General features: G+C 42.4%; 16 protein-coding genes and 1 tRNA gene. 10 read left to right on the forward strand and 7 right to left on the reverse strand.

The genetic code is table 11. From position 1 onward, the window contains the following. Positions 1-106: 106 nt before the first annotated feature. A complete protein-coding gene (locus ABD772_RS02105) occupies positions 107-1,435 on the reverse strand; it encodes a sigma-54-dependent transcriptional regulator (protein WP_345100768.1) in 1,329 nt (442 codons plus the stop codon). A 380-nt stretch (positions 1,436-1,815) separates the two neighbouring features. Beyond that, positions 1,816-1,889 (reverse strand) — tRNA-Ile (locus tag ABD772_RS02110). Between the two features lie 121 nt (positions 1,890-2,010). Here ABD772_RS02110 and ABD772_RS02115 point away from each other — a divergent pair. Together ABD772_RS02115 and ABD772_RS02120 are read left to right on the forward strand one after the other, a co-directional pair. Then, positions 2,011-2,955 (forward strand): sugar phosphate isomerase/epimerase family protein, encoded by a 945-nt coding sequence (locus tag ABD772_RS02115; protein ID WP_345100769.1) that lies wholly within the window; start codon positions 2,011-2,013, stop codon positions 2,953-2,955. Continuing rightward, a complete protein-coding gene (locus ABD772_RS02120; protein ID WP_345100770.1) occupies positions 2,952-3,584 on the forward strand; it encodes an HAD family hydrolase in 633 nt (210 codons plus the stop codon). Before ABD772_RS02115 ends, ABD772_RS02120 begins: the two co-directional genes overlap by 4 nt. A 2-nt stretch (positions 3,585-3,586) precedes the next feature. On the opposite strand, the gene ABD772_RS02125 is transcribed toward ABD772_RS02120, so the two are convergent. Next, the gene (locus ABD772_RS02125; protein ID WP_345100771.1) at positions 3,587-4,765 is read right to left on the reverse strand and encodes a proline dehydrogenase family protein; all 1,179 of its coding nucleotides are present in this window, start codon (positions 4,763-4,765) and stop codon (positions 3,587-3,589) included. Between the two features lie 137 nt (positions 4,766-4,902). Here ABD772_RS02125 and ABD772_RS02130 point away from each other — a divergent pair, with 137 nt between their 5' ends. From ABD772_RS02130 to aroC, 6 genes are all read left to right on the forward strand, one after another. Continuing rightward, positions 4,903-5,109, forward strand: coding sequence for an RNA-binding S4 domain-containing protein (locus tag ABD772_RS02130; RefSeq protein ID WP_345100772.1), 207 nt, complete (start codon positions 4,903-4,905; stop codon positions 5,107-5,109). 42 nt (positions 5,110-5,151) lie between these two features. Beyond that, complete coding sequence (aroB, locus tag ABD772_RS02135) at positions 5,152-6,210, forward strand: 3-dehydroquinate synthase (RefSeq protein WP_425562809.1); 1,059 nt, start codon at positions 5,152-5,154, stop codon at positions 6,208-6,210. Positions 6,211-6,617: 407 nt separating this feature from the next. Continuing rightward, positions 6,618-7,538, forward strand: coding sequence for a prephenate dehydratase (locus tag ABD772_RS02140; RefSeq protein WP_345100774.1), 921 nt, complete (start codon positions 6,618-6,620; stop codon positions 7,536-7,538). A gap of 28 nt (positions 7,539-7,566) precedes the next feature. Continuing rightward, positions 7,567-8,697 carry a chorismate mutase gene (locus ABD772_RS02145; RefSeq protein ID WP_345100775.1) on the forward strand — a complete coding sequence of 377 codons (1,131 nt, stop codon included), beginning with the start codon at positions 7,567-7,569 and terminating at the stop codon, positions 8,695-8,697. 7 nt (positions 8,698-8,704) lie between these two features. Next, entirely contained in the window at positions 8,705-9,985 is a 1,281-nt protein-coding gene (aroA, locus tag ABD772_RS02150) for a 3-phosphoshikimate 1-carboxyvinyltransferase (protein ID WP_345100776.1), read from the forward strand. A gap of 93 nt (positions 9,986-10,078) precedes the next feature. Next, entirely contained in the window at positions 10,079-11,176 is a 1,098-nt protein-coding gene (aroC, locus tag ABD772_RS02155; protein ID WP_345100777.1) for a chorismate synthase, read from the forward strand. Between the two features lie 276 nt (positions 11,177-11,452). Here aroC and ABD772_RS02160 read toward each other — a convergent pair whose 3' ends face one another. Further along, positions 11,453-11,809: a DUF488 domain-containing protein gene (locus ABD772_RS02160; protein WP_345100778.1), complete on the reverse strand. Its 357-nt coding sequence runs from the start codon at positions 11,807-11,809 to the stop codon at positions 11,453-11,455. Between the two features lie 78 nt (positions 11,810-11,887). Here ABD772_RS02160 and ABD772_RS02165 point away from each other — a divergent pair, with 78 nt between their 5' ends. Beyond that, on the forward strand, positions 11,888-13,831 hold the full coding sequence (locus ABD772_RS02165; RefSeq protein ID WP_345100779.1) for an endo-alpha-N-acetylgalactosaminidase family protein: 1,944 nt from the start codon (positions 11,888-11,890) through the stop codon (positions 13,829-13,831). 1 nt (position 13,832) lies between these two features. Here the strand turns inward: ABD772_RS02165 and ABD772_RS02170 are convergent, their stop codons facing one another. Then, positions 13,833-14,345 carry a DinB family protein gene (locus tag ABD772_RS02170; RefSeq protein WP_345100780.1) on the reverse strand — a complete coding sequence of 171 codons (513 nt, stop codon included), beginning with the start codon at positions 14,343-14,345 and terminating at the stop codon, positions 13,833-13,835. 201 nt (positions 14,346-14,546) lie between these two features. On the opposite strand from ABD772_RS02170, the gene ABD772_RS02175 reads away from it, so the two are divergent. Then, entirely contained in the window at positions 14,547-15,971 is a 1,425-nt protein-coding gene (locus ABD772_RS02175; RefSeq protein ID WP_345100781.1) for a L,D-transpeptidase scaffold domain-containing protein, read from the forward strand. Between the two features lie 194 nt (positions 15,972-16,165). Here ABD772_RS02175 and ABD772_RS02180 read toward each other — a convergent pair whose 3' ends face one another. Beyond that, a complete protein-coding gene (locus ABD772_RS02180; protein WP_345100782.1) occupies positions 16,166-16,957 on the reverse strand; it encodes a murein L,D-transpeptidase catalytic domain family protein in 792 nt (263 codons plus the stop codon). Positions 16,958-17,145: 188 nt separating this feature from the next. Then, positions 17,146-17,721, reverse strand: coding sequence for a nitroreductase family protein (locus ABD772_RS02185; protein WP_345100783.1), 576 nt, complete (start codon positions 17,719-17,721; stop codon positions 17,146-17,148). Between the last annotated feature and the right edge of the window lie 2 nt (positions 17,722-17,723).

Genomic DNA, 17,723 nt, shown 5'->3' on the forward strand with positions numbered 1-17,723 from the left:
ATTAACTATCAGACAGCCATTTATAATTTTTTTGTCGTGCCGGAAATTATACTAAAACAAAAAACCCTTCCAAAATGGAAGGGTTCATTTTCATTATGAATAAGTTTTAGCTAAGCTTATAGTCGTCAAGCTTGCGGTAAAGCGTGGTTAAACCGATACCCAGCAGGCGGGCGGTTTCAGTTTTATTGCCATTGGTATGGGCCAGCACTTTTTGGATGTGCTGCCTTTCAATATTAGCCAAATCAAGAGCGCTGTAGTCAATATTTTCATTTTTGAATTCCACAGGTAACAGGTCGGTTGTTAAACCATCATCAGCCAGTATAACCACCCGTTCCATCACATTTTTTAGTTCGCGTATGTTTCCTTTCCAATGGTGACGGTTAAGCAGACTTAAAAATTCTTCATTCATTTTAAGCGGAGACTTACCGGTTTTAGCGGCAAAGTCTTTTAAATAATAATTCGCCAGCAATTCAATATCGGCCGTTCGGTCATTAAGTGAGGGCAGGGAAATAGTGAATACCGATAAACGATAATATAGGTCTAACCGGAAATGGCCCGCCTCAGCTTCCTTTCTAAGATCGCGGTTGGTGGCGGCCAAAATGCGCATATTCACACGGGTAGTTTGAGTGTCACCTACTTTAATAAAGGTTTTGTTTTCGAGCACCCGCAATAATTTAGCCTGCAAATCCTGGCTCATTTCGCCTATTTCATCTAAAAAAATGGTGCCATGCTGTGCCTCTTCAAACAAACCTTTCTTATCCTTCAGCGCACCGGTAAAGGCCCCTGCCTTATAGCCAAATAGTTCACTCTCTAATAACTCTGCCGAAAAACTGCTGCAATTAATAGCCACAAAAGGCATTAAGCGGCGTTCACTTTCATAATGGATAGCCGACGCAAATACTTCTTTGCCTGTGCCAGTTTCTCCTAAAAGTAATACCGTAGTATCAGTTGCTGCTACTTTCCGCGCCAACGATACAGCCTCCAAAATAGCTTTCGAGTTCCCAATTATATTGTTAAAGCTATACTTACTAATTGTTTTCTTTTCGGCTTTAAAAATGTGCAATTGGCGTAAAGCTTTATCAATTGCCTGGTTAACTAAAGGAATTATCTTATCATTATCATCGCCTTTGGTTATATAGTTGAAAGCGCCGTTTTGCATTGCTTTCACACCATCGGCAATGGTACCATATGCGGTTAAGTTAATTACCTCAACGTAAGGCTTCTTTTCTTTGAGGGTTTTTACCAGGTCAACACCGTTTACATCGGGCAGCTTAACATCACTTATTACCAGCAAAACATCCTCCTGCTGCAACAGCTTTTGGCCTTCCTTCCCTGTAAATGCCTGCAATACACGGAAACCCTCCAAACCGATAATGCGTGTTAACAGATCATTTAATTTTTTTTCATCATCGATGATCAGGATAGTATGTTGCATACTTACGTATTTGGGCTACAGCAGAATTATTATGCAATATTATAGCTTTATTCATCTTAATAACAATTGGATAAATTATTTATTCCATTTAGCTTAAAAATGCCTTTTTTCAAGCGCCCCATGTTTTCAACATAATCATCAAACTATATGAAAACAGGGGCGTAAGCGGGCGGGCGATGTTTATTTTTAAAAACTTTTACCCCTGTAATAAACTATTTATCAATGCATTGAATCGGTTTCTAAGTTAAAAACAAAAACAGGTAGTCGGATAGGCAACGAGAACCTTGGCTTTACAAGGGGCGAGTAAGGGGAAATTAATAAAAAAGCCCCTTAAATCGCTGATTTAAGGGGCTTTTTAGGTGTAGATCTTGCTACTTAAGTGCGCCCACCTGGGCTCGAACCAGGGACCAAAAGATTATGAGTCTTCTACTCTAACCAACTGAGCTATAGGCGCGGTCGAAATCTTATAAATTTCAGGCTGCAATGTTACAATTTTCTGCCAACAAATGCAAAGGCTTATTTTAATTAAAATAGTATATTTTTGGTATCGATACGGTTAAAAGTATTTTTGCTAAATGGCTCATTTATCACAAAATCGCAGGCAGGCGTTGCAAACCCTGGGTTTGGGCGCAAGTGCTGCTTTGCTTAATACAACGGCTTCCGGCATGAGCGTTTCTAAGAAATCCAATCCGGCTTTTAAATACTCATTGAACATGAGTACCATCCGCGGGCAAAAGCTAGGCTTTATAAAAGAAATACAAACTGCCGCTGCCGCAGGCTTTACTTCGGTTGAGATTTGGCTAGATACTTTCCAGGTTTTCCTGCAAAATGCCGGGTCGACCAACGAGGCCAGGAGAATTATTGCGGGACTGGGGGTTACTGTAGAAAATGCTATAGGCTTCGCACCGTGGATAGTAGATGATGAGCAAACCCGCAAAGAGGCCTTATTACAACTAGAGCGGCAAATGAACTTGCTGGCTGAAATGGGCTGCCATCGTATTGCGGCGCCCCCTGCAGGCGCTACCGGCCTGCCAACAATCAGCCTGGATAAAATTACTGAAAGATACCGTGCTGTCCTTGAAATAGGCAAACGCACTGGCGTTAAGCCAATATTAGAGATGTGGGGCGGATCGCACAATCTCAAAAAAATAAGCGACGTACTGTATGTGGCTGCCGCAAGCGAGCATAAAGATGCTTCAATACTGCTGGATTCATTTCACATTTACAAAGGCGGTTCAAGTTTAAACAGTCTGCCTCTGGTGGGTAAAAATGCAATCGAGGTATTTCACATTAATGACTACCCTGCCGGCATCGCACCCGAAAAAATATCTGAACCCGACCGGGTTTATCCGGGCGATGGCGTCGCTCCGCTTAAACAAATACTGCAGATTATCAAAAACCCTGAAAGACCTACAGTGTTATCGCTGGAAGTATTTAATGAAAGCTATTATAAACAAGATGCCTTACAAGTAGCCAAAATGGGCCTGGCTAAAATGAAAGCGATTACTCAAGGTATATGAACAATATAAAGAACATTATTTTTGATTACGGCAACGTAATATTCCACATAGATTTTAAAAGAGTAGCCGAGGCCTGGAAAGCCCTGGGTATCGATAATGCCGACGAGTTTTACGGGCATCGCAAACAAGACGACGTATTTGATGCTTTAGAACGTGGTGAGATATCGCCACCAGTATTTAGAGATCGAATACGCGAGCTCACCCATAAACCCACGCTTACTGACCAGCAAATCGACGATGCCTGGAATGCCATTTTTATCGGTATTCCCAAAGGAAATCACGAGTTATTGCTGCAATTAAAACACAAGTACCGTACGTTTCTGCTCAGCAACATCAATGCTATCCATTATGATTATGTACATGCTTATTTAAAGCGCGAGTATAATATGGAGGATAACTCCGGCTTGTTTGAAAAAGTTTATTATTCGCACCTAATGGGCAAGCGCAAGCCTGATGCTGAAATATTTAAACAGGTATTGAATGAAAACAGCCTCGACCCCGCCGAAACTTTGTTTATTGATGATAGTCCGCAGCATTTAGAGACCGCGAAAAAGCTTGGCTTGCAAACGTACTTAATGACGGCACCGGATAATATTCAGGACTATTTCATGAACAGCGGATTATTATAGTACTATATTCCGCGTCGTTTCTTTTCCTTAACAATCAGGCTTAACTCGCGGCTCATTTGCCCGGCAATGGCGGTATTCTCTTGCGCACGGCGGAACAAGTATGGCAGCACCGCTTTGATCGGCCCGTACGGAACGTATTTGGCAACCAGGTAACCCGCATCGGCCAAATTAAAGCTAAGGTTATCACTCATACCCAATAATTGTGCAAAATATATGTGCGGATATTTGTGGTCGATATTCTTTTTTTCCATCAATTCAGTGAGCAACCGGCAACTATCTTCATTATGCGTTCCGGCTACAAAAGCTATGTGAGCGATGTTGTCAGTGCAATATTCCAGGGCCAGATTAAAGTCGCGGTCACTTGCCTCTTTGGTAGGTTGTATCGGCGATAGATAGCCCATTTCTTCAGCGCGTTTGCGTTCTTTTTCCATATAAGCGCCGCGCACCAGTTTGGCGCCCAAAATAAATTCCTCTTTTATGGCAACCTTGGTATCGCTCTTTATTGAGGCCAGTTTATCGTGCCGATAAAGCTGGTAAGTATTGTAAACGATGGCTTTTTCTTTATTGAATTTGCGCATCATACCCAGTGCCAGTTGATCAATAGTGTTTTGTATCCAGGTTTCCTCGGCATCAATCATCACCGGGACACCTATTGAGTGTGCTTTATCGCAAATAGCTATAACCCGGCTCTGCACCTTTTGCCATTCTTCTTCTTCGGCAGCGCTCAGTTTTACTTTCGCATCCAGCTTTTCTAACAGACCGAAACGGCCAACGCCGGTGGCCTTGAAAACCGTAATCGGAATGGCTTTATCTTTATTAGCACGTTTTATCGTACGAATGATCTCCTCGCAGGTTTCGTCAAAAACTTTCTCGTCATCTTCACCTTCTATGGAATAATCCAATATGGTGCCTACTCCACCACGTTCTAAAGTCTTAATGGTGTTTTCGCATTCGCGGATAGTCTCGCCGCCGCAAAAATGTTTGAAGATGGTAGCTTTGATCAACCCTTTTATCGGCAAACCTATTTTTACAGCAAAGTTGGTAATGGGTGGGCCTATTTTAACGAGGAAGTTTACATTGATAATTTTGAAAAGCCAATAGGCCCGTTTTAGATCAGCATTTGATGAATGGCGGAATGCGATTTCCGTATTCTCAAAAGATAAGCTGTATTTTTGAGTCATAGTTATTATTTATGATTCACGTTTTGCCTTGTGCCAACCAATAATACGGCTGGCTATGAATCATTAGCGTGGTACAAAATTATAAAATGATAGTTACATAACTCATTATTCTGCGAATAGTTTATTTTTGCTGCCCAATGATAGAGTTTAAAGTTACCGGCGATTACATCCCCATGATACAATTATTAAAGGCCACCAACCTGGTTGCAACCGGCGGCGAGGCACAAATAGTTGTAGACCAGGGCGAAGTAAAATATAACGGTGAGATTGACTACCGCAAGCGCTTAAAAGTAAAGAAGGGTGATGTGGTTGAGTTTGCCGGTAATAAAATAAAAGTGATTTAGTTTATGAGTACAATAGATGCCGATAGCTGCAAAGTTGACGTTATGGATACCATTGAGAGTAACAATTACAACATATATTTTCAAAACAGCTTAAGCGAGCTGGCCAGTTTTGTCGAAAAAGGAGGTTACTCGCGTTTCTTTATTTTAACCGATGAAAATACGGCCAAATATTGCCTGCCTTTACTTAGAGAACGACTGGGCGATCCTGACAATTTTGATATTATCGAAGTTAATGCCGGCGAAGAAAGCAAGGATATTGATTTTTGCATCGGCGTATGGAAAATGTTGATCGACTTTGGCGCTGATCGTCAGAGTTTATTAATTAACCTGGGTGGCGGCGTTATCAGCGATCTGGGCGGCTTTGCAGCCTCGACCTTTAAACGTGGTATCGACTTTGTACATGTGCCTACTACCCTGCTTTCGCAGGTCGACGCATCAGTTGGCGGCAAAACGGGTATTGACATTAACAGCATTAAAAATATCATCGGCACATTCACCCAACCAAAAGCAGTATTTATTGAGGGTGAGTTTTTGAAAACGCTTCCGTCACGCCAGATACTTTCAGGCACGGCAGAAATGCTGAAACATGGGCTGATCTGCGATGCTGAATACTGGAACCAACTAAAACAAAGCGACCTTACAACGCCGGCCGATTGGATGGTTTATCGTTCGGTGGCTATCAAAAATGCGGTGGTACTTGAAGATCCAAACGAAAAAAATATCCGCAAATCGTTAAACTTTGGTCATACTATTGGTCATGCAGTTGAGACGTACTCACTGATCAATGATAAAGATTCATTGTCGCATGGCGAAGCAATCGCTATCGGCATGATCTGCGAAGCTTATCTGTCACATAAAAAATCAAGCCTTAGTGCCGAAGAACTAACCGAAATTACTCAAGTGCTGATGAATCTGTACCCCCGCTATAATCTAAAAACAGCTGACAACACTACGCTTATTGATTATATGCTGAAGGATAAAAAGAACCAGAATGGTAAGATCAATTGTACCTTGTTGAGTAAGATCGGCCAGTTTAATATCGACAATATCTGTACCGAAGAAGAGCTTATTGAAGGCTTGAATTATTACGCTAATTTATAGTTTGTATAATCGTAAGCGTAGACGCTTACATTCAGCAACCATTCAAATGGACACTTGAATGGGCATTATTGTTATTTACCGGTTCGAGTGTCCACACCTTGAACTCAGCTAAGCGTCCATGCTTACAATTGCAACCAAATAAACTATGCACAAACTCCATTTTTCAATATAAAATTTGCTTAAGTCCAATTATTTTCAAATAAATAAAATAATCTATTGACAAAGTAGTTTATTACTCCTATTTTTACGCCATAATTAACAAGCAAATGAAATTGAACGCTGCATATTTTTATGGCTACTACTTTTACTTTACCAGTAAGAGCCGGGACTAATATGCACTAACAATCATATAAAGAAATTGAAAAGTCCCGGCATAAAAGCCGGGACTTTTTGCTTTAATAACCATTATGAAAAAGGAAAAAACAAGAGTTGCCATACAAGGTATCCGCGCCTCGTTTCACGAAGAGGCGGCCTTAAAATACTTTGGAGAAAACATCCAGACTATTGAGTGTAACTCTTTTAAACAAACATTTGACGCGCTGGAAAATAACCAGGCCGATTATGTAGTAATGGCGATTGAAAATAGCATTGCAGGGAGTATATTGCCAAACTACTCCTTGTTATTAAACTACAATTTTCCCGTGATTGGCGAGATTTACCTGCCTATCCAATTGCACCTGATGGCTTTGCCGGGGGTATCGTTCGAGCAGATCAAATATGTAACCTCGCATCCTATTGCTATCCGCCAGTGTATTGATTTCTTTGATGAGTACCCGCACCTCAAAATCGTTGAAAGCAGCGATACCGCAGCATGCGCCAAACGTATAGCCGACGAAAAGTTAACCGATACTGTTGCCATTGCTAATAATTTAGCGGCAAAGCTGTACGGATTAGATATAATTGAGCGGCGTATAGAATCGAATAAGAAAAACTTTACCCGCTTTTTGATATTGACTGCCCATGAAAATGTGGTTAAAGTTCCGGCCAACAAAGCTTCATTATGTTTCCAGGTGAGTAACCAGGTAGGTGCTTTGGCAAAAGTGCTTAATATTTTTGCTAGCCTGGGTGTAAACATGAGCAAGATACAGTCAATGCCGGTATTGGGTAAACGCAACGAGTATAATTTTTATGTGGACGTAGAATGGGAGGAAACCAAGCAGTATGACAGCGCAGTTAAACAAATATTAAAATATACCCACAACTTTAATATCCTGGGTGAGTATAAACGTCATGAGGAAGAAGTAAGCCCTGAGAAAGTCATCAAAACATCGCCTGGAAAATCTGAGCGTAAATATATCAGCGTAAAAAAGCTGGCCAAAAACAGTTAATAAGTCAAGACATTATAACAACAACAAAATGAAACTTAATTTAAACATCCAACCACTAAATTCTTGGATAACAGCAACCAACGAACCGCTATTGATTGCCGGTCCGTGCAGCGCAGAAACTGAAGATCAGTTAGTAGCCACTGCTCATTTATTAAAAAACACCGGCCGCGTTACGGCATTGCGCGCAGGTATATGGAAACCACGTACCCGCCCGGGCGAGTTTGAAGGCATAGGAAGCATTGGCTTAGAGTGGTTAAAACGCGCTAAAGCTGAAACCGGTTTACCAACCGCCGTTGAAGTTGCCACTGCAAAACATGTTGAAGAAGCGCTAGCTGCAGGGGTTGATATTTTATGGGTAGGCGCCCGTTCAACTGCCAACCCTTTTACTGTTCAGGAAATTGCTGACGCTTTGAAAGGTGCTGACGTACCGGTAATGATCAAAAACCCGGTTAACCCTGATATTTCTTTATGGATTGGCGCTATAGAGCGTATCAATAATGCAGGCATCACTAAACTTGCCGCTATTCATCGTGGCTTCTCATCATACGAAAAATCGGCTTTCCGTAACGAGCCAATGTGGGATATCGCTATCCACCTGAAAACTTTAGCTCCGCATTTACCATTAATCTGCGACCCAAGCCATATTTCTGGTAACCGTGACCTGATTGGCTACGTGTCTCAAAAAGCGTTAGACCTGGATATGCAAGGTTTGATGATCGAGTCGCATATTGATCCAAGTGTGGCCTGGACAGATGCTAAACAACAAGTTACTCCGGCTGCTTTGGCTGAATTGGTAGACCATTTGACTTTACGTAAACCTGATACTAACAATGCACAGGTTAATGACAAACTAACCGAGCTACGCAATAACATCGATAAAATCGACGATTTGCTGATCCAGAAAATTGCTGAGCGCATGAAAATTGCCGAACAGATTGGTGCTTACAAAAAAGAGAACAACATTACCATTTTACAGGTAAACCGTTGGGATGAAATATTAAACAAACGCATTAACTACGGCAAAGCGCTAAAATTAAGCCCGGATTTTACCGAGAAATTATTAGAGTTATTGCACACCGAGTCTATCCGCAAGCAAACTGAGATCATGAACGAAGGTCAGGCAGCAGGTCAGCAAGCAGAGAAACTTACCCACGTTTAATACCCAGATGAGTCAGAATATCCTGCTTACTAAAAAAGATAAAGTAGCTATTGGCGAAGTACACTTAACCGGCTCAAAGAGCGAGTGCAACCGTGCGCTGGTAATCGAGGCCCTGAGTAATGGAAAAGTACGCGTTGAAAATATATCAGACGCTGCGGACACCGTTACCCTGCAAAAGGCTTTAGGCTTGACTTTGCAAACCGCTGGTCATGAGCCGGAGCCTGTTACGCAGGTGGCCGAAAATAAAATTGTAAACATCGGCCCGGCCGGCACCGCTATGCGTTTTTTAACTGCTTACTACACTTTACAAGACGGAGAGGTTGTACTTACCGGCAGTGAGCGAATGAAGCAACGCCCCATAGGTATTTTGGTTGATGCTTTGCGCAAACTGGGTGCCGAGATCAGCTATGAGGAGAATGATGGTTTCCCCCCTATCCGCATCCAGGGTAACATCCAACAGGCTACGAATAAAATTAGTATTAAAGGGAATATTAGTAGCCAGTACATTACTGCGTTATTGCTGATTGCTGCGAACTTACCGATGGGTCTTGAAGTTCATATCGAGGGTGACCTAACTTCGCGCCCTTATGTGGAAATGACCTTGGGTATGCTGGAGCAGGCAGGCATCAAACATGATTGGAACGGCAATGTGATCGACATTCCGCATCAGGAGTTTAAAGAGACCAGCCTACCGGTTGAGCCTGATTGGAGTGCTGCATCTTACTGGTACTCTATAGCGGCTTTGGCTGATAAAGCGGATTTGTTTTTACACGGCTTGACATCCTACAGTTTGCAAGGCGACAGCGTGATCGGCGAGATTATGGCTAACTTTGGCATCACCTCGCAGTTCAGAGACGGTGGCGTGCATATTAAGAAAGAGCCTAAGCAAATAGTTCGCAAGGCATTCGACTTAAAGAAATGCCCTGACCTGGCACAAACCATTGTGGTAGTATGTGCAGCGCTGAATCATGAGGCTACTTTTACCGGCCTGGAAACTTTAAAAATTAAAGAAACTGACCGGATCAAAGCTTTACAAAATGAGCTTGGCAAAATGGGTGTTAAACTTATTGAGGATAATGAAACCTATACGCTTGACTGTAGTGGTAAATTTATTCCCGAACGCATGTTTATCAATACGTATGACGACCACCGCATGGCTATGGCTTTTGCACCGCTGGCACTGATCATTCCTGAACTGGAAATTGAAGACGCTAAAGTGGTTGAAAAATCATATCCGGCTTTCTGGACCGATCTTGAAAAAGCAGGCTTTGAAGTAAAAGACATATAATCAAAAGATTGCATCTGCGTTTTGTTGTTAGCGTGGATGCAATTTAGATAACACAAACTCACCCATTCAATAACTCACTCACTCATTATAGAGATGGCAGGTAATTCATTCGGACAATTATTCAGGATAACCACATTTGGCGAATCGCATGGCGAGGCTATAGGCGTAATTATTGACGGCTGCCCGTCGCAGTTACCGGTTGACCTGGAATACATTCAAGCTGAGCTGGATAAACGCAAACCCGGCCAGTCGAAGATTACTACCCAGCGCAAGGAAAGCGATACGGTACGCATTCTTTCGGGTGTATTTGAAGGTAAAACCACCGGCACCCCTATTATGATGCTGATACCGAATGAGGACCAGCGCAGCAAGGATTACAGCCACAATACAGATGTGTTTCGCCCATCGCATGCGGATTACACTTATCAAACCAAATACGGTATCCGTGATCACCGCGGTGGTGGCCGCTCATCAGCTCGTGAGACAGCAGCGCGTGTAGCTGCGGGGGCATTAGCCAAGTTATTATTGAAAAGCCAGGGCATTGAGATTGTTGCCCATGTGAGCAGCGTAGGCAAGATCAATGCGCCTAATGTAGAGATCAAGAGTGCACAAGAGTTTATTGACGACCGCGAGAAAAACATTGTACGTTGTGCAGATCCGGCGACAGCCGAAGAAATGATCAATTTTATTGATTCAGTACGTAAAGACGGTGATACCGTTGGCGGTAAGGTAAGCTGCCATATATTGAACTGCCCCGTTGGCTTAGGTGAGCCTGTGTTTGATAAATTACATGCCGATTTAGGTAAGGCTATGCTAAGTATCAATGCCGTACACGGCTTTGAGTTTGGCTCTGGCTTTCAGGGCAGTGAGATGCGCGGATCAGAACATAATGATATCTTCATTAAATCTGATTCAGGTGATATTCGCACCATCACCAACTACTCGGGCGGCATACAGGGTGGTATCAGTAACGGCATGCCTATCGAGTTTAAAGTAGCTTTTAAACCGGTTGCTACTATTATGCAAAACCAGGCCACTGTTGACAGCGAAGGTAATGCTGCCGAGATATCAGGCAAAGGCCGCCATGATCCTTGCGTGGTGCCACGTGCTGTGCCTATTGTTGAGGCTATGGCTGCTTTGGTATTGGCCGATCATTGGCTGCGCAACCGCAATACTATTTTACCACAATAACCATTTATTGATATAAAGTGTTCCGCTTAAAAGTGAAACACTTTGGAACACTTGAAACACTTTTTCAAGACAACTTACTATAAATGAGCCATTTACATAAACCGGGTGAAACACTTTGAAACAGTAGTAAAGGTTCAGTTAATCGTTATAATTATTTGAAACATAGCATTTTAGCTATTTTTAGGGTACTGCAGAATTTTGTCAGTGAAACACCTCGGTGAAACACCTTGCGGTAAACCTATTTCAGGATAGGTTAAAGACAAACAACTCCTGATATTACCTTTCTCTTAAAACCAATACAAGCTTTTTAAGAACCAACGCATGGTTTTGCTGTTCATCTTTTGCCGCATATAAAAAAGTAACGGTATGATGTTCTTTTAGCAATGTTTCCAACTCCTGTAAGCCTTCCGAATTTTTAAGTTCATCCAGATACCTTAATTCAAATTCATCCCAGTTACCCTTATCGCCATGTATCCAGGTGCGCAAAGCTGATGATGGTGCAACGGACTTTAACCATTTATCGATATGCGCATTTTCCTTCTTTAATCCCCTCGGCCACAGGCGGTCAACCAATATACGATAGCCGTCCCCTTTTGCCGCCGGCTCATAAATTCTTTTGGTTTTGATAAGCATGCGTTCCGGTTTGTTGTTGAAAGATAAAGAATTAACTATTATTATTCTCAAAAAGGCTAATTTAGGGCAACGATTCCGATGAAATACCTATTTATTTTTTTAGCCTCACTACTGCTTACCGACGCTTTATCTGCACAGACGCCCCAGGTTGCCTATCCTTTCGGCAGGGATTTGTCGCAAACCATGACTTATAAAATAATGCTAAGATGCGCTACGCCCGACCAGGTATCTAATCTTGATCTGGGTGCAGTGTTGAAATACATCAAACAATTAGATAATATAACGCGCGGTTTGCCTAAAATAGTCATCTTAGGTGGCTTTCAACAAAATGGGCATGATCATCAGTACCCCTGGTGGTTGCCTGCAGACAGTACACTTTTTGCGCCGGGCGGATTAAAGGGGAAGCCGGCAATAGATTGGTTAATGGCAGAGGCCGCCCGATATCATACGCATTGTACATTTCATGTTAACCCGTTTGATGCTTATATGGAAAGCCCCAAGTGGAGCCTTTATGCCGGTAAAGATCTTATCTGCAAGGAAAGAGACGGGTCGTTTGTAAAAGGGCAAAAGTGGTGGGGCAGGCAAAGTTATTTTGTCGACCTCGTGAATGAATGGAAATCGGGTGTCTCTAAAAAGCGAATTGATGCGCTCATCGCAGCCTTTCCCCAGCTAAAAGAAACCGGGGTACTTTATTTTGATAACATTACGCAATATCCGGCCAGTCCGTTTTACGGGCATACCAGTGACGATCAGCGCAATACCATTAAAAAGATTGCTCTTTATCTCAAAAACCGTTACGGTATTCAGTTAATTGCCGAATATGGAGATAAACAATTATACGGATATTTATCGCAAGGCATTACCTGGGATTGGGGCCAATATTCGTTAGGTGTCAATCCCATGGAAATACCGCCGTATTTAATGTGCGGGGGCCGCGACATAGCTCACGATAGGTTATTGGGCCAGCGGCTTGATATTAAACCGGCCTTACAGGTATTTGGCAGCAGCGTACAGTTTGAGGATATTCAGTTTCAGTACCACCCCGAGAGGGCGCAACGCGAGTTTGCACATCATACCCTTACCTATTTTAATTTAAACCGTTTGCTGCGCGAAAAATATACGGCGGACAATGGCAGCTATACCGCCAATTTTTCTGAGAATACCATAAGCACTTATAAAGACAGCCTGCAAACTATTGAACAGGATGGACATCTAATCAAATCAGGCTATGACGTTTTTATGCCGGTTTACTGGCTCGACCACCTTGAAATAATGTGTTATTCGATAAGCGGGAAAGTGCGTACCTGGGTGTTTCCAAAAACCTGGGAAAAAGTTAAAACCGCGGATATTTATTGGATCAGGCCGGATACCATTGTACTTAAAGAAGCTAATAGAAATATCAGAGATCACTCCATAATCTTGCAAATGAATGCAGGCGAATGTTTGAGCATTGTTCCGCATGGTACCGATATGAAACATATCCGTACTATATATGAACTTGCCGTCTCAGGCACTGTGGTATTTAATGGATCAGATAGAAAAACCAGGGGCAATTGGGTTGGCGTATATGGTAAATCAGGTTATGATATAGCAGCCGGAAAACAGAAATTACCATCGTCATTAAGCCTTAATTACATCGGCAACAAGTTAGAAAGATGGGCCTTAAAACCGGTAAATGATAGCGCACCCTATACTTCTGCAACAAAAGAAAGCCGTGTAGCGGGCGGTAACACGGCAACGCTGCATGAACTTATTGATGTAAACATCGCTGACGGCTCAAAGAAAAAAGTGTCCATTTATCTGTTGGATTGGCAGCATCAACACCGGCAAATACTTATTGATGTGATTGATCCGGTCACCAAAAAAATATTGAAATCGAATATAATTTCGGGTTTTGATAATGGCGTTTATCTCAATTACACCATAAGCGGACATTTGCAATTTCGCCTAACCCGCTTTTTCTACGACGGCTATAAAGATTCCGGATATCCAACATTTTCTGGTATATTTTTTAATAATTAAATTATCCCCTCAATATCCCTGAGGTTACCAGCAGTTGGCCCAGGTGTCGCATGATATGTTCAGCTGCATGCGTGTATAAACCAATGACCGTCGACGGCAGCTGCGCCCGCCCTACCCCTCTTTTATCCGTCAGCGTCAATTCATCAGTACCACTTAATTGCTTGACAGCATCGTCTACCTGGCGATTAAAAATTTCCAGTAAAGTGTTTACACTGTAGCCTATTTCGGGCATTTTTCCTTCTAACGCCAGTTTATTGAGCTGATGTTCGGTCAGCGTTTCACCTCGTGCATAGGTAAACAACCTGTCGAGTACGCCGGCCAAATGTTGCAGGTGAAATCCCGGCGAAGCCATGCCCACAGGCATTACCCATAGCAATATCTCCGGAAAGTCGGCCATTAAAGCGTTAACTTCCTCACGTGCTTGCAATAAGGCATGAGCTACCGGCTGCAATAAAGGCGGAATACCTTCCAGCGCACCGCGTAGCCAAACTTCTGGTTTTTGCTTATCTGCCATACATCAATTTACTAGTTTTTTTGAATATATTCTACTGCAAATATTATGCGCCTTAATAAATGGTATAGGTATTGCTATATCCCCAAACGTTTTTAATTTAAACTTATGCTAACAGATACAAAAAAATTCGTCAAACTAACAATAATCCTACTCGTGGCGTCGGCGGCGGTTTTTCAAAGTTGCAAAAAAAGCCGCTCTGATATGGGCAAGATTCTTTTCAAGAAAACCAGAAATAAAGTTTTTAAAGATGTAACCCCTGATGGCCTTGCCCGCGTATTTCAGAAAGTATTAGCCGAAGAAAAATCTAACCTCACTTACGGCTCCTTCATCAGCAAATTTTACGAACAAAACAATTATGACCCGGTTTTTGTGATGGATCACATCTTTAACAAAGACCTCAAGACATCGGTTACTTATTATAAAAATGCCGGTCAGCACGGACTTAATCCCGAATTATTTAAGGCTAATGAGATAGGGGAATTGATTAACAAGTTTTATAATAAAAAAGCAATTAAGACACTCGATCAGGCATATCATGACATTGCCGAACTGGAGATACTCTCGGCCAACTCGTTACTGCGTTATTCAAATGCGCTGCAGTTTGGTGTTATCGATCCAAAATCTGTTTATGTCAGATATTATATCCCAACACCCCGGCCAGACAGTGCATCTATGACTAAAGTATTTCAGGTTTCGGATTTAAAAACTTACCTGGACAGCATTCAGCCTAAAGATCCGGGCTATATTGCCTTACAAAAAGCACTGGCAAGCGGCGTCGCCGCAAACGGGATATCAGCCGAAGAAACCAAGCGCGTCATCGCAGTAAACCTGGAGCGTTTAAGATGGCACAACGCTCCTAATGCAAGCAAATATGTCAGCGTAAATATTCCGGCTTACCAACTTGATGTAATGCAGAATGGCAAATCGGTACTGAATATGAAAGTTTGCGTGGGACAGGGCCGCAATATAAACAACAGTGAAACACTGATGAACTACGCCGATTCAGGCAAGGTAGACAAACCTAACCGTCACTCTACTCCCCAGTTAAGCAGTTTAATTCATAGTGTCGAGGTTAACCCTGTTTGGAACATCCCGCAAAGTATTGCCAGCAAAGAGATCATAGTTGAAGCTAAAAAGGATCGGTACTATCTTGAAAACAAAGGTATCAACGTTTACGACAATGGCCATCTGGTTGATCCGGATGATATTGACTGGGATAATGTATCAGCAGCCGACTATGAGTTTAAACAGCAGCCGGGCGACCAAAACTCGTTAGGTAAGATCAAGTTTCTGTTTAATAATAAAAGCAGCGTTTACTTGCATGATACGCCGGCCAAAAATGCGTTCGGGATGTCTATGCGAGCTATCAGCCATGGCTGTGTGCGTTTAGGCGACCCTCAGGGTTTGGCGCTTAACTTGTTTGGACGGGGCCCCAAATATGATTTAATTGCCAAAGATATGAGTGAGGATAAACCCGAGCCTACATCTGTAGCACTGACACCAAAAGTACCGGTACTGATTACTTACATGACGGCCTGGGTTGACGACGCCGGCACGGTACACGCGGTGCCCGATGTTTACGGGTTGGACATTGTGCTGTACAACGCTTTGGCAACTTTAAAATAACAAAATTCATACTTCTCTCCCGATTGTCTTTTCGACCATCGGGAGAAATCCATACACCGACATTCAAGATTTGATTAGCGTGTATAGATTTCTCCCCGTTCCTCGTCTAAATGACAAAAAGTATATAATATATAAACAGAAGAAGCCCCGCAGTAACTGCGGGGCTTCTTTATAAAAAACTACAATGAAAAAGTTTACGATCTGGGTGCCTCTATCATGGTGCTATCCTGCGCAGTAAAATTAGCGAATACAGTATCGTTTAAATATTTTGAAGTATAGTCAGAGCTATTGCCATTGATGAAAAATACTGACTTACCTTTAATAGTATTGATAACCTGATCAATCACTGCCGGAGATACAGCCGGGCAACCAAAGCTACGACCTAAGCGGCCTATTGCTGCAATAGTACCCGCGCCTACATAATCGGCGGCATGAACAACCACACCGCGCGACCGTGCATTAGCGTTAAAACCCTGATCTAAGCCATCTAAACGTAATGAGCGGCCATGCTTGCCAAAATATACGTCATCGGCTAAATAGAAGCCTAAACTACTTTGGTGCGACTCGTTAGTATCAGAAAAACTGGTTGCCATATCGTTACCACTACCCTGACCATGAGCCACCCAGGTATTAAGCAACAACTGATTGTTTAACAAGTCAATGATCCACATACGTTTTTCGCGGCTTGATTTGCTAAAGTCGACCACGGTAATAACCGAGCTGTTTTTTGCCAGGTTATTGGCCGATTTAATATTGAAATAACCGGTTAATGCTTTTTGAAAAACACCCAGATCCATACCAGTTTCCTGTAAATGGGCAGTTTGATATACTGTGTTTACATACCGGCTAAATAATTCTTTAGCGGTAGTAACATGTGCTGTCTTTAAAGTTTCTGTATTTTTTGTTGCGCGTACCGGCGTCCAACCAATAATGCTCATTACCAGAATCAGTACAACGCAATTTATCCACCAAAAATGTTTTCTCATACTTTGTTGAGTTTAAATCTAAATAGTTAATAAAAAATCAGGTGTGACTTGGTATAATTGATTATACAAATGTACCATTTTTTTTTCTTTCTAACTAAATTTTATTAACAGTTATTTAAAATCTGACAAAACAATTATATTCAAATTAAATTTATAATTGGCTTACGAAAAGCCCGGCAAATTGTTGTTTATGCCCATTTAACCTTTTCAGTCAATGGGATCCGTCTGGCACCTTTGGGCTGCTCATCAGCATGACCAAAATACAGAACCCCCATTACTTCGTCTTCGTCATTTAAATTCAAGAACGTACGCATGGCAGGTTTTAGTATCATACCCCCTGTACCCCAATACGAAGCCAATCCTAGAGCGGTTGCACCTAAGAGCATATTTTGAACTGCGCAGGCCGTGGCAGCCATTTCCTCAACGGCAGGTATTTTAGCCAGCTTTCCACGCTGCATCACCGCTATAATTGCATGCGACGCCTTATCGCCCTGATGCAACAGATTATCATAACTACCCTGAGTAAATTCTTCAGCGGGCGTGTTTTGTTTATATAATTCTGCGTGAACGCTGCAAAAATCGGCCGGGTTAGCATAAACCACAAAACGCCAGGGCTCGGTCAGGCCATGCGTTGGCGCCCAGTCGGCCAGCTCTAATAATTGGCTAATTTGGTCGTCGGCTATCTTTTGGCCGTTCATCATAAAAGGCTTTATGGTACGGCGATTTTTTACGACAGAAGATAATATATCAAAGTTGGTATCCATAA

This window comes from Mucilaginibacter panaciglaebae, assembly GCF_039539265.1.
GTDB classification, from domain to species: domain Bacteria; phylum Bacteroidota; class Bacteroidia; order Sphingobacteriales; family Sphingobacteriaceae; genus Mucilaginibacter; species Mucilaginibacter panaciglaebae.